The sequence below is a fragment of the Sphingomonas sp. Leaf343 genome, assembly GCF_001423765.1.
Lineage (GTDB): Bacteria > Pseudomonadota > Alphaproteobacteria > Sphingomonadales > Sphingomonadaceae > Sphingomonas.
In genome coordinates, this window is the sequence record NZ_LMPG01000016.1 from 109,531 (window position 1) to 132,788 (window position 23,258).

Sequence of the window (23,258 nt, forward strand, 5' to 3'; positions counted from 1 at the left end):
ATCGCCCGAACCCGGTCAGCCCCCGTTCACCGCAACCGCGCTTTGATCGGCTGTCCGTAATCCGCTACACAGGTGGCTTGTCCTGCCGCCAGAGGGTCTTCATGCGCCGTCCGCTTCTGACTGCCACCGCGATCGTCGCTGCGATGTCGGCGATTCCGCTCGCCACCGCGGCGATGGCGGCGGTCGACAGCGATACCTACCGCGAGTTCGACCAGTTCATGGATGTGTTCAACCGCATCAAGTCCGATTACGTCGACAAGGTCGACGACAAGACCCTTATCAAGGGCGCGATCCAGGGGATGCTGACCAGCCTGGACCCGCATTCAAGCTATGTCGATGCGCTCGATTTCCAGAACCTGCGGATCATGACCGAGGGCAATTATGGCGGCCTCGGGCTGACCGTGTCGATGGAAGACGGCGCGGTGAAGGTCGTGGCGCCGCAGGAGGATACGCCGGCGGCGCGCGCGGGCGTGAAGGCCGGCGACTATATCACGCATATCGACGGCAAGCTGATCTATGGCGATACGCTGGACGAGGCGATCGGGCTGATGCGGGGGAAGCCGGGTACGAAGATCGCGCTGACGCTGGTGCGGCCCGGCACGACCAAGCCGATCGACGTGGCGATGATGCGCGAGGTCATCACGCAGAAGCCGGTGAAGTGGGAAGTTCGCGGGCAGGTCGGCTATATCAACATCAACACCTTCTCCGAGGCGACCGGCGCGGACACGCGCGCGGCGATCATGGCGATCGACAAGGCGCTGGGGCATCGGCCGCTGGGCTATGTCGTCGACCTGCGCGATAACGGCGGCGGGCTGCTGACGCAGGCGATCGCGGTCAGCGACGCGTTCCTCGACCACGGCGAGATCGTGTCGCAGCGCGGGCGCGAGAAGTCGGACATCGAGCGGTATTTCGCCAAGCCGGGCGACGACGCGCACGGCCTGCCGGTCGTGGTGCTGACCAACCCCGGCACCGCGTCGGCATCGGAGATCGTCGCGGGCGCGTTGCAGGATCACCACCGCGGGCTGGTGATGGGCGAGCGCAGCTTCGGCAAGGGATCGGTGCAGACCTTGCTGCCGCTGGGGCCGGAGACGGCGCTGCGGCTGACGACGGCGCGCTACTACACGCCGTCGGGCCGGTCGGTGCAGGAGGGCGGGATCGAGCCCGATATCGCCGTGCCGCAGATCAGCGACCCCGATTACAAGTCGCGGCCGGTGTTCCGCGAGGCGGATCTGCGCCGCCACCTCATCAACGAGGTGAAGGCCGACAACAAGGTGCTGGAGGAGGACGCGAAGACCGATCCGCGCTTCGCCGCCACGCCCGAACAGTTGAAGAAGCAGGGGATCGAGGATTTCCAGCTCTATTACGCGCTGAAGACGGTCGCGCGGCTGGGCGGGCCGGCGCAGGTGGCGGCCGCGACCAGGGTCACGGTGAAGACGCCCGCGAAATGATGAGCCGCCTGCGTACCGCCAATCTGGTCGCGCTGCTGCTGCCGCTGGCGCTGCTGGCGGGCGCGTGGGGATCGCAGCTCATCGGCGGGCTGATCCCGTGCGAGATGTGCCACTGGCAGCGATTGCCGCATTATGCCGCCGTGGTGATCGCGGTGCTCGCGCTGATGGTGCGGCGCGGCGGCGGGCGCGCGGCGCTGGTCGCGGTCGCGGCGCTCTGCATCGGCGTGTCGGGCGTGATCGGGGTGATGCATGCCGGCGTCGAATATCACTGGTGGCAGGGCTTCACCGCCTGCACGGCGACGGCGCCGCTGGGCGGTATTTCGGCGGCGGACCGGCTGGATGCGTTGCTGCATGCGCCCATCGTGCGGTGCGATCAGGCACAATGGTCGCTGTTCGGCGTTTCCATGGCAGGCTACAACGCGATCCTGTCACTCGGGGGCGCGACGCTGATCCTGTGGCTGTTGCGGAGGGTGCGATGAGCTGGAAACCCGGTGACCGGCGCGAGCGGAGCGACGCGATGATCCGCGTCGATCAGGCTGGAGAATATGGTGCGACGCGCATCTACGCGGGGCAACTGGCGGTGCTGGGCGACCGGCATCCGGCGGCGCGTGCGATCCACCACATGGCCGCGCAGGAGGAGCGTCACCGTGCATTCTTCGACCGCATGATCGTGGAGCGTGGCGTGCGACCGACATTGCTACAGCCGTTCTGGACGGTGGCGGGCTTCGCGCTGGGCGCGGCGACGGCGGCGATGGGCCCGGATGCGGCGATGGCCTGCACCGCCGCGGTCGAGACCGAGATCGACAAACATTATGCCGAGCAGCTGGAAGAGCTGGGCGATAGCGACCCGGAACTGTCGGCGGCGATCGCCGATTTCCAGGCGGAAGAGGTCGAGCATCGCGAGCATGCTCTGGCGGCGGGGGCGGAGAACACGATCGGCTATCCGATCCTGAGCGGAGCGATCCGGCTGGGATGCCGGCTGGCGATCGCGGCGGCGAAGCGGATCTGACGATGATGTTGGCGGGAGAGTGGCGCGTGAAACGATCGATGCTGGTGCTGGCGATGCTGGCCGCTCCCGTTACGGCCCCTGCGGCGGCGCAACAGGTCATGACGCCCGCACCGGCGACGGCTCCCGCCGCCGATGCCGCGCCGCCGGCCGCGCCTCAACCCGTCGCCGCGCAGCAGGTGAGCGCAAAACCCGCGCTGCCCGGGGCCGCCCGCCCGCGTCAGGGTACGCAGGCGCAGGAGGGTGTCGGCAAAGGCGCGCCGGTCAACGGCGTGCTGCTGATTTACGGCAACGAACGCTGCCCGACCAACAGCGACGGCGACGAGATCGTGGTGTGCGAGCGGCGCTCGGCCGAGGAGCAGTATCGCCTGCCCAAGGAATTGCGCAGCCTTGAGGTGACGCCCGAGAATGCGAGCTGGGCGGCGAATGCCGGTGGCGTGATGGCGACCGGCGCGAGCGGGATCGGGTCCTGCTCCGCTGCGGGCGGTGCGGGTGGCGCCGTCGGCTGCATGGGCCAGCGCGATCAGGCTTTCCGTGCCGCCAAGCGGGCGCGGCAGCGGGACGAGCGGCAGGTTCCCTGACGGCGGTCTGGCGGGGTCTCGCCCGGCTCCGTCCCGGGATCGACGCTCGCGTCGAAGGGTTCGTTGCATCCCCTTTGACCGGGTCGCGCCGCGTCGCTAGCCACGGCAGTGAGAGCTCCGGGGGATGGCAGGGTGGCGACGATCATATCATCGGTAAGGACGCGGTCGCCGATCGCGGTCGATCCGTTCGAGAAGCTGTTGTCGGTCGGCGCGGTCGTGTTGCTGGCCTGCGTCGCCGTCGCGGTGGCGCGCGGGGCGGGAGAGTGGGCGCGGGTGCCGGCGTTGATCTGGTTGCACCTCGTCACGATCGTGGTCGCCCTGACGCTGACGCCGGTGATCCTGCTGCGGCCGCGCGGCGATGCGCGGCATCGCTCGCTCGGCCGGATATGGGCAGGGGCGATGATCGCGACGGCGGCGCTGTCGCTCGGCATCCGGACGAGCGGGCATTTCGGTGTCATCCACCTGCTGTCGCTGTTCACGCTGGTGCAGGTACCGCTGATCTGGTGGTCGGCCAGGCAGCATCAGGTGGTGCGGCATCGCCGCGCGGTGCGGGGCATGGTGACGGGGGCGCTGCTGGTCGCGGGGTTCTTCACCTTTCCGTTCGACCGGCTGCTCGGCCACTGGCTGTTCGCCGGGTGGTAAGATGAAGACGATCCGCATCCTGTTGTTCGCGCTCGTCTGGCTGTCGTGCGCGTGGTTCGGGTCGTGGGAGTTCAACCCGAACAATTCGACGCGGCTGTTCGCGGCGATCAGCATGGTCGAGGATGGCGACGCGACGATCGACGAGTTCCGCGACCTGACGATCGACAAGGCGATTTTCGGCCCGCACGCCTATCTGGACAAGGCGCCGGGCATGACGCTGATGGCGTTGCCGGCGGTGGCGCTGGCCGACGTGGCGACGGGAGAGCGGGCGCGTTCGTACGTGCTGTCGCTGGGGGACCCGTCGCTGGCGCGGTTCCTGCGGTTGAGGCTCAGGCTGGCGACGGCGAGCGGGCCGGCGGTGCTGACGGCGATCGCGGCGGTGCTGCTGTTCGACATGGCGGCGGCGTTGACCGCCGGTTCGGAAGCAGGCGTGGGGGCGGGGCTGTTCGCGGCGCTGACCTATGCTCTCGGGACGCCGATCTGGGGCTGGTCGACGACGATCTTCGGCCATGCCGCAGTGGCGGCGCTGTACGTGATCGCGATCTGGTGCTTCTGGCGGGCGAGCCTGACGCAAGGGCGGTGGCCGGCGTTGATCGGTGGCGCGGCGCTCGGCTGGGCGGTCGTGGTCGAGTATCAGGCGGTTCTGGCGGGAAGTGCCATCGCGATCTGGGCGGTGTGGCGGGTGTGGCCGTCGCCGCGACGCTGGCTGCTGCTGGGGCTGGCCGCCATCGGCGGCGTCGTCGCGCTGCTGCCTTTGCCGCTCTACAACCTGTTCGCGTTCGGGACGGTGTTCAGGGTCGGTTATTCGGGTGTGGTCGGCTTCGACGGGATGCAGCAGGGGCTGTTCGGCCTGACATGGCCGCGGCCGATCCTGTTGTGGGAAATCCTGTTCGGGGAGCGGCGCGGGCTGTTCTGGGTCGCGCCGGTGTTGCTGGTCGCGCCGCTGGGGCTGGCGACGATGGCGGACGAGCGGCGGACGCGCGATATCGCCGCGATGGCGGCGGCAGTCATCCTGATCGTGCTGATGGTCAACGCCGCCTACGTCTATTGGGATGGCGGCAATTCCACCGGACCGCGCCATGCGATGCCCGCGGTCGGTCTGCTCGCGCTGTGTCTCGCGCCGTGGTGGGCGGGGTTGAAGCCGATCGGGCGATGGGCGGCCGGCGGATTGCTGGCGGTGTCGATCGCGTTGAACCTGTGCATCGCCTCGGCGGAGATCGCCGCGCCGCCCGAATTCCGCTTCCCGATCTGGAGCGCGGTGATCGAGTACCGGTTCCTGCGCGGCGACCTCCGGACATGGCCGAGCGAGTGGTTCGGCTGGTCGACCTGGGGAGGGCTATACCTGTACGGCGTCGTCGCAGTGCCGTTGCTGGCCGTGCTGATACTCCGCGCCCGCCGCTATTGCGGATTACCGGGCGCGTAGGGGAAGGTCAGCGCCTTGTACCAGCTCAGGTCGTGCGGCGGCGGCGCGACGCCGGCAGGCAGGGGCAGGCCGCTGACCGACATCCAGTAGGCGAGGCTGGCGTCGCGCCACCACTGCGCCTCGCGCTGCTGCATGGCGAGGAAGGTGGCGGTCTTCTGCCAGCGTTCGGCGTCGACCACGGGTTTCAACGTATCCCATCGGGTGCGCATGCCGGCGACATAGGCGACGCCAGAATCGTAATGCCCGACGAGGTCAGCCCAGAGCGTACGGCCGGACGGCATCCGCCGGTCCCATGCGACGTGGTGGAACCAGAGCAGCTCCCCCGGCGGCGTGGTGGCGGGATCGGCGAGCTTCGCGGCGACGGGCGGGGCATATTGCGCGACGGCGTTGCTGCCGGACTTCGTGCGGTCGAAGCCGATGCCGCGCTGATCGGCCTTGTGATAATAGACCGGGTTCCATTCGGGGCGCTTCAGGTCCGCCACCCACGGTCCCGGCCCATAATGGTGGCCCGTCGCCATGACATGCGCGAGGCCGAGCGCACCGGTGTAATCGACCACCGCTTCGCGCGATCCCATCATCATCGCCACGGCGGGCGCGACGGCGGCGGGTGCGAAGGTCTGCGCCGCCCATTCGCGGGCCACGGTTTCCGCAGGGAGCGACGGGTCCCATGCCATCCGGCCGAACGCGTACCAGTTCGCCTGGTTGAAGGTGGAGCCGGTCCAGTCGCGATCGTCGCCTATATTGGCGACGCCGGCGATCCCGGTCAGCCGATGCCCCTCCAGCGAGCCGTCGACGATCTTCGCCACGGTCGATCCCGGGCCTTTGGCGAAGGTGTCGCTGCCCAGCGTTTCGGCGAAGAGCGGGCCGAGATAGGCGAGATGGGTGGCGAACCCCAGATACTCCTTGGTGATCTGGAACTCCATCATCAGCGAAGTCTTCGGCATCGCGCCGAACAACGGATGGAAGGGTTCGCGCGGCTGGAAGTCGATCGCGCCGTTCTTGACCTGAACGATCACGTTCTTCGCGAAACGGCCGTCGAGCGGCCTGAACTCGGTATAGGCCTGTTTGGCGCGGTCGTCGGGGTCGGTGTCGGCATAGACGAAGGCGCGCCACATCACGATGCCGTCATGCGGCGCGACGGCGGCGGCGAGCATGTTCGCGCCGTCGGCATGCGTCCGGTGGTAGTCGCGCGGCCCCGGTTGACCCTCGCTGTTCGCCTTGACCAGGAAGCCGCCGAAATCGGGGATCGCGCGGTAGATCTCGTCGGCCTTGGCGCGCCACCACGCGGCGACCTGCGGGTCGAGCGGATCGGCGGTCTTCAGCCCGCCCAGTTCGATCGGCGCGGAGAAGCGCGCCGACAGGTAGACGCGGATGCCATAGGGGCGGAAGATGTCGGCCAACGCCGCCGCCTTGGCGATGTAGCGGGGCGACAGGCTTTCTGCCTTCGCGTTCACGTTGTTGAGGACGGTGCCGTTGATCCCGAGCGACGCGTTGGCGCGCGCATAGTCGACGTAGCGCGGGTCCTTATAGTCGGGGAGCGTCCACCAGTCCCACAGCGACCGGCCGGCATAGCCCCGCTCGACCACGCCATCGAGATTGTCCCAGTGGTTCAGCACGCGCAGCTTTACGCGGGGGCTGGAGGCGAGGTCGCCGGTCTGGCCGGTCGCGCGCTGCCGGATCAGCGCGAACGCGCCGTAGAGGATTCCGCGATCGGTGTTGCCGGTGACGAGCGTGACCGGATGGCCATCCATCCGGACGCGGCGGACCAGATAGCCCTCGTCGCCGAGCGTGTTCGTCGGCAGGTCGAGCGACGCGACCCGGGCGGCGGTGGCGAGGACGATGGGGCCCGTGCCGGCCGGCAGCGCGCGGCGCAGTTCGGCGGCGGCGATGCGCAACGTGGGGGTGTCGCCCCGCACCGATACGGCATCCGCGGCGATCGTCGCCTTGGGATAGCGGAGCCACAGGTCGTAGCCGTCCTCGGCCTGCGCAGGCGCGATCCCGGCCAGCGCGAGCCCGGCGATCGACGCGATGCGTATGAGAAGCTTCATCATCCTCGTCCCTTCGCGCGGACGGTGGCATTGACAATTCGGCCCGGCCTCACGCATGGTAACGCTATCACAGCGACGGCATCGGAAGCAATGCCGCGACTGCACTTCGGGAGAGAGCCTGACATGACCCGCCCCGCCGCCAACGCCACCGATTACGGTCGTCGCGACCTGCTCCGCTGGAGCGCGGGGGTTTCCCTCGCGACGCTGATGCCCGCCGCCGTACGCGCCGCCGCCGGATTGGCCGGGCCGCTGTACCGCGATGCGCGCGCGCCGGTCGACCTGCGGGTCCGCGACCTGATCGGGCGGATGACGCTGGAGGAGAAGGTCGCGCAGCTCATCACGCTGTCGACCACCAAGCGCGACGTGATGAACGCCGACCGCGGCTTCGATGCGGCGATGGCGGGCAAGGCGTATCCCGACGGCATCGGCCAGATCGCGCGGCCGTCCGACCGGGGCGGTGCGGCGACCGCGAACAATACGGGCACCGACGTGACCGGGCGGTGGCGCAAGCCCGCGGACACGATCGCGTTCGTCAACGCCGGTCAGGCCTGGGCGCGGACGACGCGGCTGGGCATCCCGATCCTGTTCCACGAGGAATCGCTGCACGGCTATATGGCGCCGGAGGCGACCAGCTTCCCGCAGGCGATCGCGCTGGCGGGCAGTTTCGACCGCGACCTGATGACGCGCGTGCAGGCGGTGATCGGGCGCGAGGTGCGCGCGCACGGCACCGTGCTGGCGCTGTCCCCGGTCGTCGACATCGCGCGCGATCCGCGCTGGGGCCGAATCGAGGAGACGTTCGGCGAGGACCCGTATCTGTGCGGCGAGATGGGCGTCGCGGCGGTGCTGGGATTGCAGGGGCCGGGCAAGACGCTGGCGCCGGACAAGGTCTTCGCGACGCTGAAGCATATGACCGGGCACGGCCAGCCGCTGGCGGGCAACAACGTCGCCCCCGCGCCCTTGGGTGAGCGGGAGCTGCGCGAGAGCTTCTTCCCACCGTTCCGCGCGGTGGTGGAGCGGACGGGGATCGGCGCGGTGATGCCGTCCTATAACGAGATCGACGGTGTGCCGAGCCACGCCAATCACTGGCTGCTGGGCGATGTCCTGCGCGGCGAATGGGGTTTCGACGGTGCGGTGGTCAGCGATTACGCGGCGATCCAGGAACTGGCGACGTTCCACCGCATCGCGCCCGGATTGGCCGGTGCGGCGGCGCTCGCGCTGAAGGCCGGCGTCGATTGCGACCTGCCGGACGGGGTCGCGTATCGCACCTTGGCCGAACAGGTGCGCAGCGGCGCGGTGCCGGTCGCGGCGGTGGATGCGGCGTGCCGGCGGATGTTGACGCTGAAGTTCCGCGCCGGCCTGTTCGAGGCGGAGCCGGTGAATGCGCGGGCTGCGGCAGTGCTGACCGCCAATGCGGAGGCGCGTGCGCTGGCGCTGGAGGCGGCGCGACGGTCGATCGCACTGCTGGTGAACGACGGCGTCCTGCCGCTGACGGCGGGCGCGCACCGGCGGGTGGCGGTGATCGGGCCGAACGCGGCGGTGACGCGGCTGGGCGGCTATTCCTCGATCCCGCGCACGGAGGTGTCGCTGCTGGACGGCGTGCGCGCGCGGCTGAAGGGCAAGGCGGAGATCGTGCATGCGCAGGGCGTCTTCATCACGCAGAGCGAGGACCGGTCCGCCAACGAGGTGCTGCTCGCCGACCCCGCGAAGAACCGCGCGCTGATCGCGGAGGCCGTCGCGGTCGCGAAGACCGCCGACGTGATCCTGCTGGCCATCGGTGACACCGAACAGACCAGCCGCGAAGGCTATGCGAAGAACCATCTCGGCGACCGTACCGGGCTGGACCTGCTCGGCGAGCAGACCGCGCTGTTCGAGGCGATGAAGGCGACCGGCAAGCCCGTCGTCGTCGTCGCGATCAACGGCCGCCCGCCGTCGTGGCCGGCGGTCGTCGCAAGGGCCAATGCGCTGCTGGAATGCTGGTATGTCGGGCAGGAGGGCGGCACCGCGATCGCGGAAGCGCTGTTCGGCGACGTCAATCCGGGCGCGAAGCTGCCGGTCACGGTGGTGCGCGACGTCGGGCAGGTGCCATATTACTACAATCACAAGCCGTCGGCGCGGCGGGGATACCTGTTCGACGACGACGCGCCGCTGTTCCCGTTCGGCTTCGGGCTGAGCTACACCCGGTTCGAGGTCGGTGCGCCGAGGCTGTCCGTGCCGAAGATCGGTGTCGGCGGGACCGTGACGGTCGAGGTCGACGTGGCGAATGTCGGCGAGCGGACGGGCGATGAGGTCGTGCAGGTCTATGTGCGCGATCAGGTGTCGTCGGTGGCGCGGCCGATCAAGGAGATGAAGGGGTTCGAGCGCGTGACTCTGAAACCCGGCGAGCGGCGGACGGTGCGCTTCGTGCTGGGACCGGAGGCGTTCCGGATGTGGAACATCGACCTGCGCGAGGTCGTCGAGCCGGGCCTGTTCGACATCATGGCCGGGCCGAACAGTCGCGACGTGAAGACGGTGACGCTGGAAATCGCCTGACCGGTGTAGTGGTCAGGGTGCGGCGTCGAAACTGGTCTGGCCATTCGCGCATCGATGCTGATACGATGACGTCCTGTTCGGGCCGGAAGGCCGTGAGGATCGCGCCATGACCTGTTCGTCCGTTGCCGATATCGCCGCCCGGTGCGCGCCGTGAGATTGTCGGCGATCAACATGCCGGCCGCTGTCGCCGGTCCCGCTTACGACCGGGATGCGGCGAAGCGCGGCGTCGTGCATCTGGGCATCGGCGCGTTTCATCGCGCGCATCAGGCGGCGGTGTTCGAGGCGGCGCTTGAAGGGGGCGACCTGCGCTGGGGCGTGGTCGGCGTGTCGTTGCGATCGGCGGCGGTGCGCGACCAGTTGGTGCCGCAGGACGGACTCTACACCTTGCTGGTGCGGGACGGCCAGGATGCGCGGGCTCAGGTGATCGGCGCAGTGCTGGACGTGCTGGTCGCGCCGGAGGACCCGGCGGCGGTGGTCCGGGCGATCGGCGCGACGGACACGCATCTCGTGACGCTGACGGTGACGGAAAAGGGCTACAAGCTGGATCGCGCGAGCGGGACGCTCGACGCGGACGACGGCGATGTCGCGCACGATCTGGCGTCGCTGGATGCGCCGCGGACGGTGCCGGGGCTGATCGCGGCCGGCCTGGCGGTGCGACGGGCGGCGGGCCGTGCCGCGATCACGATCCTGTCGTGCGACAACCTGCCGCATAATGGGGCGTTGCTGCGCGCGGGCGTACTGGAAATGGCGCGCGCGCACGACCCGGCGCTGGCCGACTGGATCGACCGGGAGGTCGCGTTCCCGGCGACGATGGTCGACCGGATCGTCCCCGCGACGACTGATGCGGATATCGCCGCGCTGGCCGGGCGGATCGGCGTCGAGGACCGGGCGATGGTGAAGACCGAGCCGTTCCTGCAATGGGTGGTGGAGGACCGTTTCACCGGCCCGCGGCCGGATTTCGCGACGCTGGGCGTGCAACTGACCGACGCGGTGGGGCCATGGGAGGATGCCAAGCTGCGCCTGCTGAATGGCGCCCATTCGGGGATCGCCTATCTCGGCGGGCTGGCGGGCGATGCGTTCGTGCACGAGTTCGTGGCGCGCGATGCCGGGCGGGCGTTCGTGGAGGCGCTGTGGGACGAAGCGGCGGTCACGCTGACGCCGCCAGCCGGACTGGATATCCCGGGCTATCGGCAACAGTTGATGGCGCGCTTCGCCAATTCCTCGCTCCAGCACCGGACGCGCCAGATCGCGATGGACGGATCGCAGAAGCTGCCCCAGCGGCTGATCGCGCCGATCCGGGAACGTCGCGCGCAGGGATTGCCGGTCGATGCGCTGGCGCTGGCGGTGGCGGCGTGGATGCGCTGGCAGGCCGGGGTGACGGATGCCGGCGAACGCTTCGCGGTCGACGATCCCATCGCCGATCGTCTGGCGGGTGCGAACGGGGTCGATGCGCTGCTCGCGGCGATCGGCGCGGACGATCTGGACGAGGATGCGCGCCGAGCGATCGCGGCGCATCTGGACGCGATCGAACGCGACGGCGCGAGGACGGTGTTCGACCGGTTGGCGGCCGGTGCGTACCCGCGGCGGCTTGATAGCATGTCGCCGGAGGAGTAGGATTGCTGATAGCGCTATCAGCGCGGGCGTGCCGACGATGAAGCGGCAGCCGGTCGGAGGAGGGGATCGCATGGCCAGTGTCGTTCCGGTGCATGTCGGGCAGCATGACCGCGCCCACGTTCCGACCCGCGCCGCATCCGCCCCGACCGCTGCTGTGACGCCGGTCCCGCGACGCCCGCGTTTTTGCGGATATCGCATGTTATATTTGCATCATCGCCGTGCTTGCCCGGCTGCGATGATTGCCGTAATTGTCTGACTATATCATTGTCCGCTTTTTCTGAACCGGAGCTCGTTACGATGTCCGATACCACCGCCCCGAAGCTCCGCAGCAGCGCGTGGTTCGATAATCCCGCCAATATCGACATGACCGCGCTGTATCTGGAGCGGTATCTGAACTTCGGCCTGTCGCTGGAGGAATTGCGTTCCGGTCGGCCGATCATCGGCATCGCGCAGTCGGGCAGCGACCTGTCGCCGTGCAACCGCCACCATCTGGTGCTGGCGGAGCGCGTGCGCGAGGGCGTGCGCGAGATGGGCGGCATCGTGCTCGAATTCCCGGTCCATCCGATCCAGGAGACGGGCAAGCGCCCGACCGCCGGGCTCGATCGCAACCTGGCGTATCTGGGTCTGGTCGAGGTGCTGTACGGCTATCCGCTCGACGCGGTCGTGCTGACGATCGGTTGCGACAAGACGACGCCGGCGATGCTGATGGCCGCCGCGACGGTGAACATCCCCGCGATCGCGCTGTCGGTCGGGCCGATGCTCAACGGCTGGCACAAGGGCGAGCGCACCGGATCGGGCACGATCGTGTGGAAGGCGCGCGAGCTGCTGGCGGCGGGCGAGATCGACGATGCGGAGTTCATCCGCCTCGTCGCGTCGTCGGCACCGTCGACGGGCTATTGCAACACGATGGGCACCGCCACGACGATGAATTCGCTGGCCGAGGCGCTCGGTATGTCGCTGCCGGGTTCGGCGGCGATCCCGGCCCCGTATCGCGACCGTCAGGAGGTGGCGTACCACACCGGCCGCCGCATCGTGGAGATGGTGCACGAGGACCTGAAGCCGTCCGACATCCTGACGAAGGAGGCGTTCCACAACGCGATCCGCGTCAACTCCGCGATCGGCGGATCGACCAACGCGCCGATCCACCTGTGCGCGATCGCGCGCCACATCGGCGTCGACCTGCCGATCACCGACTGGCAGGAGCAGGGGCTGGACGTGCCGCTGCTCGTCAACCTGCAACCGGCGGGCGAGTATCTGGGCGAGGATTACTACCGCGCCGGCGGCGTGCCCGCCGTGGTCAACCAGCTGATGGATCAGGGGCTGATCCACGAAGGCGCGATGACCGTCAACGGCAAGACGATGGGCGACAATTGCCGCGGCGTCGCGATCGAGGACGACAAGGTCATCCGCCCGTTCGACCGTCCGCTGAAGGAGGCGGCGGGGTTCGTCGTGCTGTCCGGCAACCTGTTCGACAGCGCGGTGATGAAGACCAGCGTCATCAGCCCGGAATTCCGCGAGCGCTATCTGTCGAAGCCGGGCGATCTCGACGCGTTCGAGGGGCCGGTCGTGGTGTTCGACGGGCCGGAGGATTATCACCATCGCATCGACGATCCCGCGACGGGCATCACCGCGGAAACCCTGCTCATCATGCGCGGTGCCGGCCCGGTCGGCTATCCGGGTGCGGCGGAGGTCGTGAACATGCGGCCGCCCGCGCACCTCATCATGGACGGCGTCCACGCGCTGCCGTGCATCGGCGACGGTCGCCAGTCGGGCACCTCCGGTTCGCCGTCGATCCTGAACGCCAGCCCGGAAGCGGCGGCGGGCGGTGCGCTGGGGCTGCTGCGCACGGGCGACCGGGTGCGGATCGACCTGAAGACGGGCAGCGCCGACGTGCTGCTGTCCGATGCCGAGATCGCCGAGCGTCGTGCCGCGCTGGCGGCCGAGGGCGGGTACAAATATCCGGCGTCGCAGACACCGTGGCAGGAAATCCAGCGCGCGACGGTGGGACAGCTCGGCACCGGCGCGATCCTGGAGGGCGCGGAGGCCTATCAGCGGATCGCGCAGACGATGGGGCTGCCGCGCGATAACCACTGAGGCGTATCGTCGCCACGGTCGGTCGGCCCGTGGCGAGGCCCTCCCCTCCCCCTGGGGGGAAAGGCTTCTCCGCGAGCGGGCTCCTCACCCCCGCATTAACAGCCTCGCGCTACCGATCTCCACGACCGGTATCTCCCACGGATGCGCGGCCATGATCCGCGTCAGCACGGCGTCGACCGCCTCCGCCGGCGCGTCCGCCGCGACATAGGTCGTCAGCACCACCGTCGGTGACAGCGCCACCTGGCCGGCGGTGCCGCTGGTCGGGTTCGCATCGGCGGTCGGGCGAAAGCTTTCCCATCCCGGCGCGATCTCGATCACGTTCCGGTACACGCCGAAATCACCGAATGGGCCGTCCTCGCGCAGGATCGCGAGCATCGCGCCGAGGACCGGATCGTCGTCCATCGCCGCCGCGCCTGCCGACAGCAGCATCGCCAGCGTCGCCGGCTGCACCGGGCAGAAGATGCGGATCGTCGTCACGGCGCGGGAGGCGATGGTCATCGGCGGCATCCTGTGGAAAGTCGGGATCGTACCCGTCGCGGGATCGCCGCGCCATCAGGAGAACCGCCATGCCGAACCTCATCCGCGTCGCGCTGATCGGCTATGGCTATGCCGGCCGGACGTTCCACGCGCCGATGATCGCGGCGACGCCGGGGCTGGAGCTGGTCGTGGTGGCGTCGCGCGATGCGGCGAAGGTGCACGCCGACTGGCCGGGCGTCGGGGTGGATGCCGACCCGATCGCGGTGGCGACGCGGGGCGATGTCGATCTGGTGGTGATCGCGTCCCCGAACGACAGCCACGCGCCGCTGGCGCTGGCGGCGATCGGGGCGGGGCGGCATGTCGTGGTCGACAAGCCCTTCACGCTCGATCTGGCGGAGGCGCGGGCCGTCGTCGCGGCGGCGGAGGCGGCGGACCGGCTGGTGTCGGTCTATCACAACCGGCGCTGGGACAGCGATTTCCTGACGGTGCGGCGGGCGATCGGGGACGGGCTGGCGGGCGAGGTGGCGCATGTCGAATCGCATATCGACCGGTTCCGCCCGGTGGTGCGCGACCGCTGGCGCGAGCGGGACGGACCGGGCGGGGGGCTGTGGTTCGATCTGGGGCCGCATCTGGTCGATCAGGCGCTGTGCCTGTTCGGCATGCCGGACCGGGTGCAGGCCAATCTGGGAACGCTGAGGCAGGGTGCGCAGGTCGACGACTGGGCGCATGTCGTGCTCGACTATCCGGCCAGGCGCGTCGTGCTGCACGCGGGGATGCTGGTGGCGGGCGGCACGCACCGGTTCGTGGTGCATGGCAGCGGCGGGACGCTGGTGAAGCCGTTGATCGACCGGCAGGAGGCGCAACTGCTCGAAGGGATGACGCCGGGTGCGCCGGGATGGGGCGAGGACCCGGACCCGCTGCTGGTCTATGACGGCAGCGGCGGGGTGCCGCTCACGGTGCCGGCGGTGGCGGGCGATCAGCGGCGCTTCTATGCGGGCGTGGTCGCGGCGCTGACGGCCGGCGCGCCGAACCCCGTGCCGCCGGGCGAGGCGCTGGCGGTGATGGCGGTGGTGGAGGCCGCGGCCGAGGCGGCGCGGCGCGGATGTTCGGTCGTGCCGGACCTCGCGGCGGGGTGACTAGGCCGCCGTCACCCGGCCGCTGCGGTCGAGCTTGCCCCAGCCGACGGAGGGGCCACGCATCGCCTGCACGATCGCCTTGCAGACGACATAGTACATGATCTGGCGATAGCCGATGCGCTGCGGGATCAGCAGCCAGAGCAGGCGCCATTTTTCGCGCCGTTCCAGCGCGAACGCGATGAACGCGGCGAGCAGGTCGATCGCGGTGAAGATCAGCCAGTAGCCGAGCATCGTGAACACGTCGGTCTGCGTCTGCGCCCAGCCATGCGCGGCGACGCGGGTCCAGGTGCCGACGACGCTGAGGATCAGCGCGAGGTCGATGATCGGGCTGATCGCGGCCAGCACGACCTGAAACAGGATCGCCTGCGGCAGGCCGACGCGGGCGAGCCCCTTCGGGCGGCCCTCGCGGATCACGCTGCCATGCTTCCACAGGCATTGCAGCGTACCGAACGCCCAGCGGAAGCGTTGCTTGGCGAGGCCGCGGACGGTTTCGGGAGCTTCGGTCCAGGCGACCGCGTACTGATCGTAATGCACGGCCCAGCCGGCGCGCTGGATCGCGATCGTCAGATCCTGATCCTCCGCCAGCGTGTCGGTGGGATAGCCGCCGACCTGCCGCAGGGTCTCGACCCGCCACGCACCGACCGCGCCGGGCACGACCGTCATCGCATCGAGCCGCGCCAGCGCGCGCCGTTCCAGATTCTGCGCGGTGATATATTCCAGTGCCTGCCAGCGGGTGATGAGGTTGACGCGGTTGCCGACCTTGGCGTTGCCGGCGACCGCGCCCAGCGTCGGGTCGACGAACCAGCGGGCGAGGCGGGCGATCGTCGTCTCCTCGAACTGGGTATCCGCGTCGAGCGCGATGACGATGTCGCTCGTCACCTCCATCAGCGCGGTGTTGAGCGCGCGCGCCTTGCCGCCGTTCGCCAGTGTCATCAGGCGGACGCGCGGCTCGTCGGCGAACGCCTCGGCGACGACGGCGCTGGTGCGGTCGCTGGAGCCGTCGTCGATCACGACGATCTTCACCGCCACGTCGCGGCTGTCGAGCACGCGGCGCACCGCGCGCTCGATCACGCGGTCTTCGTTGAAGGCGGGGATCAGCACGGTCACTTCGGTCGCGGCGTCGATCGCCGGGAATATGGTGCGGGATTCGCGACGCGCCTGCACCAGCGCCAGCGCCGACAGCGCGAGCGCGCGCAGGATGCCGAGCGTGATCGCCACGGCGAACAGCCACTTGATCGCCACGGTCATGCCGCCAAGCGCGAGGAACAGGCCGAGATCGGCGCGTGCCGCCCAGCGATCGCCCGACGAGACCGGCGGATTGACCATGTCGCGCGGCAGGTTGGCGAGCTCCGACACCGGCACGAACCGGTATCCCTTGGCGCGCAGCCGGTCGATCAGCACCGGCAGCGCCGCGACGGTCTGGGCGCGGTCGCCACCGGCATCGTGCAGGAGGACGATGTTGCCGCTGCGCTCCGCGTCGCCCGCCTCGACACCGGCGACGGTGCGGTCGACGATCGCCTGCGCGCCGGGGCGCATCCAGTCGTCGGGATCGACGTGCAGGCCGACCGACAGATAGCCGCGCTGCTGCGCCGCATAGGCGGGGCCGATCTCGTCGGCGGTGCTGGGTTCGGCATCCCCGAAATAAGGCGCGCGGAACAGGCGGAGCGAGCGGCCGGTGAACGCCTGGAACAGCCGCTGCGTCGCGTTCAGCTCCAGCATCGTCGCGTCGTCCGACGTGGTCGCCAGATTGGGATGGGTGTAGGTGTGGTTGCCGACCTCATGCCCCTCCGCGATCAGCCGCTGGAGCAGGCCGCGCTGCGTCAGGCCGTTGTCGCCGATGATGAAGAAGGTGGCGGGAACATGCTTCGCCTTCAGCACGTCGAGGATCTGCGGCGTCCATTTCGGGTCCGGCCCGTCATCGAACGTCAGCGCGACGAGCCCGGGGCGATAGCCGGTTCGCTGCACGGTCCAGGGTGAGGGCAGTTGCGTGAAGCGGACGTCGGCGATCTCCCCGCTGGCGTCGACGCTGACCTTGCGGTGGCCGGCGACGGGCGGATCGCCGATGCGCAGGACTTCTCCGGTACCCTCGATATCGACATCGGTGCCGGCGGGGATCTCGTCGATGACGTTGGCGGGCGGCAGCGCGCGGTGATTGCGGCCGAAGAAGCGCCACAGCGACGGGTCCTCGCTGCCCAGCCGCCACAGCGCGAGCGAGCGGATGCCGGCTTTCCGCAGCCAGTCGATCTGGTGATAGGCGGAGGCGGCATCGGCGAGCCACACCTCGTGCCGTTCGCCATCCTCGTCATAGGCGAAGGCGCTGTTGCCGCTCGCCTTGTCGTACCGGGGCACGACGTCGGATTCCTTGGCCGCCAGCCACGCCTCGTCGACGGCCAGCGCGTCGGTGCCGCCCTTGTGCCAGTCATAGGCATAGGAGGCGACGGCGACGACCAGATGGCCGACCGGCACGTCCCGCGCGGCGCGGGCGACGACATTCTCGAACCATTCCTGCGATGCGATCGGGCCGGGGGTGCCGCCGGCATAATGCTCGTCATACGCCATCAGGAACAGCTTGTCGGCGACCTTCGCATAGGCGGCGAGGTCCCAGGCGGGATCGGCGGCGGGCACCGCGATCGACACGACCCAGTTGCGCGGGGCGAAGCGGGCGCGCGCCTCCGTCAGGAAGCGCCGGTAATAGGGGTGGACGGTGTCGGGCAGGCTTTCGAAATCGAAGAATACGCCGTCGGCGTGGGTCTGCATCAGCAGCGCCTCGATCCGGTCGAGCGCCGCCTTGCGCGCGGCGGGATCGCGCATCATCGCCGCCGTGCCCGCGCCGTCCCATTCGCCGTTCAGCGCGTTCTGGACCATCGGCATGATCTTGGGCCGGCGGGCCGCGCCGGCGATGATCGCGCGCCCGCGGGCATCCGGGAACAGCGTCACCCGATGCCGGGGGCCGGTGATCGACAGCCAGCCGGGCACCAGCCAGTCGAGCTGGCTGATGTTGCGCTGGAGCGAGGCGGCGCTGGCATCGTCCCACGGTGCGTGGAAGGCGACCGCCATCGGCGGGCTGACCGCGGGACCGGTGCGGAACAGGCGCTTGCCGGCATGGACGGTATGGCGCAGCGTCTTGCCGCCCTGTGTCACCAGCCGCTCCGCTCCGCTCGGTTTGCGCAACTGCGCGCGCTCTGCATGGAACGGCAAAGCGGATTGCGGCACCACGTCCAGCACCGTCGCGGCGAACGCCGCCACCGCCAGCACCAGCAGCAGCGCGAATGCCAGCGCCGCAACGAGAAAGCGTCGCCGCCGCCGTCCGGTGGCATCGTAGAAGACCGGGTTTTCCGACATGTTCGCTCCCTGATCCCGCGCTATTGCAAGAAAAAGGATACTGCCAAGTTAACTATATTTCATGTCGCCTTCAGCTCCGGTTCCGGCCCCAGGCCCAGCCAGGCGCGCGGCCGGGCCGGCATGACGCGATCGACCAGCAGGACCAGCAGCAGCGATGCGCCGAACAGCGGCAGCAGGACCGCCAGCAGCGCGACGATCGCCGCGAAGCTCCACGCCAGCGCCGGACGGACGACGGCCCTCGGCGCGCCCAGTGATCCCGGCCGGCGGCGACGCCACCACAGCATCACGCTGCTGATCGACAGCAGTATCAGCATGATCGCGGTGACGAGATTGACCAGCAGGTTGACCCACCCGAACGCCTGCCCCTCGTGGATCGCCACGCCCCAGCCGACAAGGCGATCGACCAGCCGCCGCTGCGCGAAATCCTCGCGGGTGAGGACCTTGCCCGATGCGTCGAGCGTCAGGTCGGTGCGGAGCGGGCGGTTCACGGCATTGGACTTCGCCGTCCACGGTTGTCCCGCCCTTACGGGCGGCGCGATCAGGACGGGCGCGGCGAGATCGAGCGGGCGGACCGTGGCGACCAGCCGGTCGAGCGGCGCGATCGACACGGGTGCGCGCCGCGGCATCGTCATGCCGGTCATGCCGGTCATGCCGGTCATGCCGGTCATTCCATCGTGACCGGTGTGGCTCGACGACCAGTCCTGACTGACCGGCTGACCCTCCGCGACGGTGCGCGCCATCTTCAGATACGCGCCCCAGCTCGCCGCCCAGGGCAGGCCCGACACCAGCAGGAACAGTGTCGCGGCCGACACCCAGAAGCCGGTCACGCCGTGCAGGTCGCGCCAGAACCGCCGCCCGCCCGCTCGCAACCGCGGATAGACGACGCCGGCCAGCCCCTGTCCGCGCGGCCACCACAGGAACAGGCCCGATACCAGCATCACGATCGCCCATGATGCGGCGAGTTCGACGATGTACGATCCGACCGGTCCCGCCAGCAATTCGCCGTGCAGCCGCGACAGGATCTTCATCGGCCGGCGATCCTCCCGCCCCACGTTCAGCACGGCCAGCGTCGCCGGGTTCACGTGGACCCGCTGCGTCAGGTCGCCGTCCGTCACGAGGATCTCCACCGCCTGCGTCGGCGTCGCGGGCATTTCGTACTGCGCCAGCGTGCCGCCCGGTACCGCCCGGAGCGCGGCGGCGACTTCCCCAGCCGGGCCGGCGCGCGGCCCGGGCGGCGCGACGGCGGCATAGGGGCGGTCGAGCCACGCCTCGATCTGCGGCTTGAACAGGTACACGCCGCCGGTCAGCGACAGCCACAGCACGAACGGGATGCAGAACAGCCCGGCGTAGAAGTGCCAGCGCCACACGGTCGGATAGCGGGGCCAGGCGCGGCTCACCGGCCGCGCCCTTCGAGGCGGGCGCACGCCGGCGCGGCCGCGGCGATGCGGGAGTTCATTCGGGACATGACGATACCAGCGTTGGCCCGGCGGCGGGGCCGCGGGGCGGGAGAACGGACGGGCTCAGGCGAGCGCCGGCGGTCCCCGGAGCGGCGGGCGCAGATGCCGCCGCTCGCGCATCCGCAGCGGCATGACCCGGCGGATCGCAAGAGCCACGGCGAACGCGATCGCCGCGATCAGCAGGACCGGATCGACCGATGCGACCGCGGGCGTCGACAGGTCGGCGAAGGCGCACGGGCCGTCGGGTTTCGACGGCATCGGCGCGGCGTCCGCGGGGGTGCCGGAATGGTGGTGCATGCCCGCCATCGTCGGCGCGGCGGCTGGCCCGACGACGGTGACGGGCGCATTGCCGTCGCAGATCGCCAGCATGACGCCGTCCTGCGCGACCATCGGCATGTACCCGGCCGGCACCAGCAGCCGCAGCACGAGCGCCATCGCCAGCAGCAGGGCGGCGACGGCGCGACGGTCGCGGATCAGGTGGCGGACCGGAGACACGCCTGCCGTCTAGTATCGGAGCGGCGGGGTGTCATCCTCCACCGCCGTCTCCGTTGATCTGGAGCAGCATGATCGTGCCGCTCCGTCCTTGCTGCGCTTCGACGGATGGATTGTCAGAACCGGAACCGCACGCCCAGCGAGTAGACGCGCTCCAGATAGACGACCTGCCGCGCGAAGGCGTCGCCGTCGCCGCCGAACTCGCGGCTGCGCTTCAGCGGGTTGCCGAGCAGGTTGACGATGTCGAACGCCAGCGTGATGTTCGGGATCGGCGTGACCGTGGTCGAGAAGTCGAGCTGGCCGCGCCCCTTTTCGACGATCGCCCCCGTGCGCGGCGCGCCGTTCGCGTCGAGGTCGAGATTGACGATGCCATATTCGGTCACGAAGTCGGACCGGTAGTTGTACGCCATGCGCGCCGAGAAGAACGGCCGCTCGTACAGCGCGACGAGGTTGCCCGACCATTTCGACACGCCGGTGAAGCGCGGCCGGCGGCCCGCGACGTTGGGCGAACCGGCGAGATCGGTTGCGAGGTCGCCGCTGGAATCGACATAGGTGCCGTTCGCCTGGATGCCGAAACCCTTCGCCCAATCGGGCAGGCCGTCGATGTCGAGGAAGCTGGTGAACTGCACCTCCGCGCCCTGGAACCGGGTGTTGCCGGTGTTTTCCGGCAGGTTCAGCCGCGACGGGCCGTAGCCGATGTCGACACCCTCCCGGTTGATGCGCGAGATGAAGCCGTTGGCGTCGCGGCGAAACACCGCCGCCGTCAGCGAACCGGAGCGCGAGAAATACCATTCCAGGCTGATGTCGTAATTGTCCGACGTCAGCGGGCGCAGATCGGGGTTGCCGCCGCTGATGTTGCGCAGGTTGCTGTTGATGCACTGGGGCAGCGACGGGTTCGCCTGACATTCCGGGGAGATCGTCGGCGGCGGACCGACCGTCAGCGTCGGGTTGAGGTCGAAGAAGTTCGGCCGGGTGCGCGTCTGGTTGTAGTTCAGGCGCAACTGCAGCTCGGGCGTGAACATGATCCGCGCGCTGGCATTGGGCAGATAGTCGGTATAGTCGTTCCGCGCCGTCGTCGGTACGAAGGTCGGCGTGCCCGCACCGGTCGTCTCGTCGCGCACGAAGCCGCTGATCCGCGTCTTCGTCTTCACCGCGCGCAGGCCGACCAGGCCGTCGACCGACATCGTCGCTCCCAGATCGAAGCCGTATTTGAGCTGCGCGTAGGCGGCATACGCCTTTTCGTTGGCGACGAAATTCTCGGTCGGATTGAACGCCGGCAGGCCCTCCGGCGCCTGGAAGAAGGCGCGCAGTTCCGGCAGATTGTCGCGGATGCTGGCCGACGAGATGCCGGCGAAGGTCCGGACGCCGAACGTGTTGTCGAACGTAAAGGCCGGGCGCGTGTTCTGCACGCCCACCGGCAGCGCGGCGATCGGGATGCGCAGGTCGGGGACCAGCACGCCGTTGATCGTGTTGACATAGGGCGCACCACGGTCGCGCGTCGCATCGCGGTCGTTATAGCGCGCGCCGAACTGGATGCGCTTCAGGAAGCCGCTGTCGAATTCGTACTGGACGTCGGCGCGGCTCTGGATGTCCTTGCCGCTGACGACCAGATATTCCTGGAACAGGCCGCGCGCGATGTAATTGGCCGGGTCGGTGACGTCGAAATTCTGGAAGGCGAAGCTGGGGCCGCCGTTCGTGCCCGGCGCGTCGAACACGACGTTGCGGGTCGGCGAGCTGGCCATCGCATAGTCGATGTTGACGAGGTCGAACGTGTATTTGCTGTCCGTATAGGCGATGTCGCCCGAGATCTGGAGGTTGTCGCGCTTCCACACCGCGCCGCCGCCCGCCTGATACGTGTCGGTATGGCCGTTGGCGGAGGTGTAATAGCCGTCGGGCGCGGTCGCGCCGACCACGGTCGCGCTCTGCGCCACGGTCGGCCGACCCTCGCGCGTCGTCAGGTTGTCGAGGCGGAAGTCGGGGCCGCCGAAGATCGGCACGAACATCCACTGGTTGGTGTCCTTGCCGCGATACCCCTGGAACAGGCCGTCGACGTAGATCTCCAGCTCCGGCGTCGGCCGCCACTGGAAGGCGGCGTTGGCGGAGGGGCGGAAACGGTCGCCGTTGCTGGTGAAGCGGCCCTGCGCGTCGGGGAAGCGGATGCCTGGCGTCGCCGCATTGGCGGCGGTCGTGGTGCCGATCACCACCGACTGTTCCCGGGTGGCATCGAGATAGTTCAGCCCGACATAGGAGGCGTTCACCAGCAGGCCCATCTCGCCGATGCCGGTATCCCACCGGTTGCTGACGAGGATGTTGCCGTTCCACGTAGTCCGGCCCGAATGTTCCCAGTTGACGCCGTTGAGCGATCCCGACAGCTCGAACCCGTTGAAGTCGAACGGGCGGCGACCGCGCACGTTGACCTGTCCGCCGATGCCGCCCTCGATCAGGTTGGCGGTGCCGTTCTTGTAGACTTCCAGTGCGGCGACGGTGCCGGCGGGAAAGTCCTGGATGGCGACGAAGCGGCCCTCCGCTGTGAAGATCTCGCGGCCGTTATAGGTGGTGCTGATATCCGGCAGGCCGCGGATCTGGACGCCAGCCGCTTCGCCCGCGCCGCGCGTGACCTGCACGCCCGATATGCGCGCAAGGGCGGCGGAGGCGAAGGTGTCGGGCAGCTTGCCGATATCCTCCGCGACCACCGCATCGACGATACCGTCCGAATTGCGCTTCAGCGCCTGCGCCGATTCGAGACTGCGGCGCAGGCCGGTGACGACGATGTCGTCGCCTTCCTCCGGGGACACCTGCTCGGACGGTTGCGGCGCGGAGGTGTTGGCGCTCTGGTCGGACGGGGTGGTCGGCTTGGGCAGGTCGGCGGCGCTGCTCTGCGCGTTCGCGGGGGACATGCCGGCGATCGCGGCCATCGCCGAAACGCCCAGCCACAACATCGTCTTCGCCTTCATCGCATCATCCCCCGA

General features: G+C 69.3%; 16 protein-coding genes. 10 read left to right on the forward strand and 6 right to left on the reverse strand.

Annotated elements, in window-relative coordinates; translation table 11 throughout:
- Nucleotides 1-101: 101 nt before the first annotated feature.
- From ASG07_RS15940 to ASG07_RS15965, 6 genes are all read left to right on the forward strand, one after another.
- Nucleotides 102-1,448 (forward strand): S41 family peptidase, encoded by a 1,347-nt coding sequence (locus tag ASG07_RS15940; RefSeq protein ID WP_055849205.1) that lies wholly within the window; start codon nt 102-104, stop codon nt 1,446-1,448.
- Entirely contained in the window at nt 1,445-1,927 is a 483-nt protein-coding gene (locus ASG07_RS15945; protein ID WP_156361907.1) for a disulfide bond formation protein B, read from the forward strand. The genes ASG07_RS15940 and ASG07_RS15945 overlap by 4 nt, the downstream gene beginning before the upstream one ends.
- Nucleotides 1,924-2,457, forward strand: coding sequence for a demethoxyubiquinone hydroxylase family protein (locus ASG07_RS15950; RefSeq protein ID WP_055849211.1), 534 nt, complete (start codon nt 1,924-1,926; stop codon nt 2,455-2,457). The genes ASG07_RS15945 and ASG07_RS15950 overlap by 4 nt, the downstream gene beginning before the upstream one ends.
- Nucleotides 2,421-3,035 (forward strand): hypothetical protein, encoded by a 615-nt coding sequence (locus ASG07_RS15955; RefSeq protein ID WP_168377366.1) that lies wholly within the window; start codon nt 2,421-2,423, stop codon nt 3,033-3,035. The genes ASG07_RS15950 and ASG07_RS15955 overlap by 37 nt, the downstream gene beginning before the upstream one ends.
- Nucleotides 3,036-3,167: 132 nt before the next feature.
- Complete coding sequence (locus ASG07_RS15960; protein ID WP_055849214.1) at nt 3,168-3,677, forward strand: DUF2306 domain-containing protein; 510 nt, start codon at nt 3,168-3,170, stop codon at nt 3,675-3,677.
- A 1-nt stretch (nt 3,678) separates the two neighbouring features.
- Nucleotides 3,679-5,100, forward strand: coding sequence for a hypothetical protein (locus tag ASG07_RS15965; protein ID WP_055849217.1), 1,422 nt, complete (start codon nt 3,679-3,681; stop codon nt 5,098-5,100).
- Here the strand turns inward: ASG07_RS15965 and ASG07_RS15970 are convergent.
- Entirely contained in the window at nt 5,076-7,148 is a 2,073-nt protein-coding gene (locus tag ASG07_RS15970; RefSeq protein WP_055849488.1) for an alpha-glucuronidase family glycosyl hydrolase, read from the reverse strand. The genes ASG07_RS15965 and ASG07_RS15970 overlap by 25 nt on opposite strands.
- 123 nt (nt 7,149-7,271) lie before the next feature.
- Between ASG07_RS15970 and ASG07_RS15975 the strand changes: the two genes are divergently transcribed.
- From ASG07_RS15975 to ASG07_RS15985, 3 genes are all read left to right on the forward strand, one after another.
- The gene (locus ASG07_RS15975; protein WP_082474872.1) at nt 7,272-9,677 is read left to right on the forward strand and encodes a glycoside hydrolase family 3 N-terminal domain-containing protein; all 2,406 of its coding nucleotides are present in this window, start codon (nt 7,272-7,274) and stop codon (nt 9,675-9,677) included.
- Between the two features lie 171 nt (nt 9,678-9,848).
- On the forward strand, nt 9,849-11,291 hold the full coding sequence (locus tag ASG07_RS15980) for a mannitol dehydrogenase family protein (protein ID WP_082474895.1): 1,443 nt from the start codon (nt 9,849-9,851) through the stop codon (nt 11,289-11,291).
- 297 nt (nt 11,292-11,588) lie between these two features.
- Complete coding sequence (locus ASG07_RS15985) at nt 11,589-13,385, forward strand: IlvD/Edd family dehydratase (RefSeq protein ID WP_055849220.1); 1,797 nt, start codon at nt 11,589-11,591, stop codon at nt 13,383-13,385.
- Nucleotides 13,386-13,469: 84 nt separating this feature from the next.
- On the opposite strand, the gene ASG07_RS15990 is transcribed toward ASG07_RS15985, so the two are convergent.
- Entirely contained in the window at nt 13,470-13,883 is a 414-nt protein-coding gene (locus tag ASG07_RS15990; RefSeq protein WP_055849494.1) for a hypothetical protein, read from the reverse strand.
- Nucleotides 13,884-13,951: 68 nt separating this feature from the next.
- On the opposite strand from ASG07_RS15990, the gene ASG07_RS15995 reads away from it, so the two are divergent.
- Nucleotides 13,952-14,998 carry an oxidoreductase gene (locus ASG07_RS15995; protein ID WP_055849224.1) on the forward strand — a complete coding sequence of 349 codons (1,047 nt, stop codon included), beginning with the start codon at nt 13,952-13,954 and terminating at the stop codon, nt 14,996-14,998.
- Here the strand turns inward: ASG07_RS15995 and ASG07_RS16000 are convergent, their stop codons facing one another.
- The 4 genes from ASG07_RS16000 to ASG07_RS16015 form a co-directional block, all read right to left on the reverse strand.
- Nucleotides 14,999-18,340 (reverse strand): polysaccharide deacetylase family protein, encoded by a 3,342-nt coding sequence (locus ASG07_RS16000; RefSeq protein ID WP_055849227.1) that lies wholly within the window; start codon nt 18,338-18,340, stop codon nt 14,999-15,001.
- Between the two features lie 59 nt (nt 18,341-18,399).
- Nucleotides 18,400-19,737, reverse strand: coding sequence for a PepSY-associated TM helix domain-containing protein (locus tag ASG07_RS16005; RefSeq protein ID WP_055849230.1), 1,338 nt, complete (start codon nt 19,735-19,737; stop codon nt 18,400-18,402).
- A gap of 123 nt (nt 19,738-19,860) precedes the next feature.
- The gene (locus ASG07_RS16010; RefSeq protein ID WP_055849234.1) at nt 19,861-20,292 is read right to left on the reverse strand and encodes a hypothetical protein; all 432 of its coding nucleotides are present in this window, start codon (nt 20,290-20,292) and stop codon (nt 19,861-19,863) included.
- A 113-nt stretch (nt 20,293-20,405) separates the two neighbouring features.
- A complete protein-coding gene (locus ASG07_RS16015; RefSeq protein ID WP_082474873.1) occupies nt 20,406-23,243 on the reverse strand; it encodes a TonB-dependent receptor in 2,838 nt (945 codons plus the stop codon).
- Between the last annotated feature and the right edge of the window lie 15 nt (nt 23,244-23,258).

Bases quoted from the DNA above. Each gene is read 5' to 3' on its own strand.
- ASG07_RS15995 (WP_055849224.1), top strand. From the start codon at position 13,952: ATGCCGAACCTCATCCGCGTCGCGCTGATCGGCTATGGCTATGCCGGC.
- ASG07_RS15965 (WP_055849217.1), top strand. From the start codon at position 3,679: ATGAAGACGATCCGCATCCTGTTGTTCGCGCTCGTCTGGCTGTCGTGC.
- ASG07_RS15980 (WP_082474895.1), top strand. From the start codon at position 9,849: ATGCCGGCCGCTGTCGCCGGTCCCGCTTACGACCGGGATGCGGCGAAG.
- ASG07_RS15975 (WP_082474872.1), top strand. From the start codon at position 7,272: ATGACCCGCCCCGCCGCCAACGCCACCGATTACGGTCGTCGCGACCTG.
- ASG07_RS15950 (WP_055849211.1), top strand. From the start codon at position 1,924: ATGAGCTGGAAACCCGGTGACCGGCGCGAGCGGAGCGACGCGATGATC.
- ASG07_RS15970 (WP_055849488.1), bottom strand. From the start codon at position 7,148: ATGAAGCTTCTCATACGCATCGCGTCGATCGCCGGGCTCGCGCTGGCC.
- ASG07_RS15955 (WP_168377366.1), top strand. From the start codon at position 2,421: ATGCCGGCTGGCGATCGCGGCGGCGAAGCGGATCTGACGATGATGTTG.
- ASG07_RS15945 (WP_156361907.1), top strand. From the start codon at position 1,445: ATGATGAGCCGCCTGCGTACCGCCAATCTGGTCGCGCTGCTGCTGCCG.
- ASG07_RS16000 (WP_055849227.1), bottom strand. From the start codon at position 18,340: ATGTCGGAAAACCCGGTCTTCTACGATGCCACCGGACGGCGGCGGCGA.
- ASG07_RS16015 (WP_082474873.1), bottom strand. From the start codon at position 23,243: ATGAAGGCGAAGACGATGTTGTGGCTGGGCGTTTCGGCGATGGCCGCG.
- ASG07_RS15990 (WP_055849494.1), bottom strand. From the start codon at position 13,883: ATGACCATCGCCTCCCGCGCCGTGACGACGATCCGCATCTTCTGCCCG.
- ASG07_RS15940 (WP_055849205.1), top strand. From the start codon at position 102: ATGCGCCGTCCGCTTCTGACTGCCACCGCGATCGTCGCTGCGATGTCG.
- ASG07_RS15985 (WP_055849220.1), top strand. From the start codon at position 11,589: ATGTCCGATACCACCGCCCCGAAGCTCCGCAGCAGCGCGTGGTTCGAT.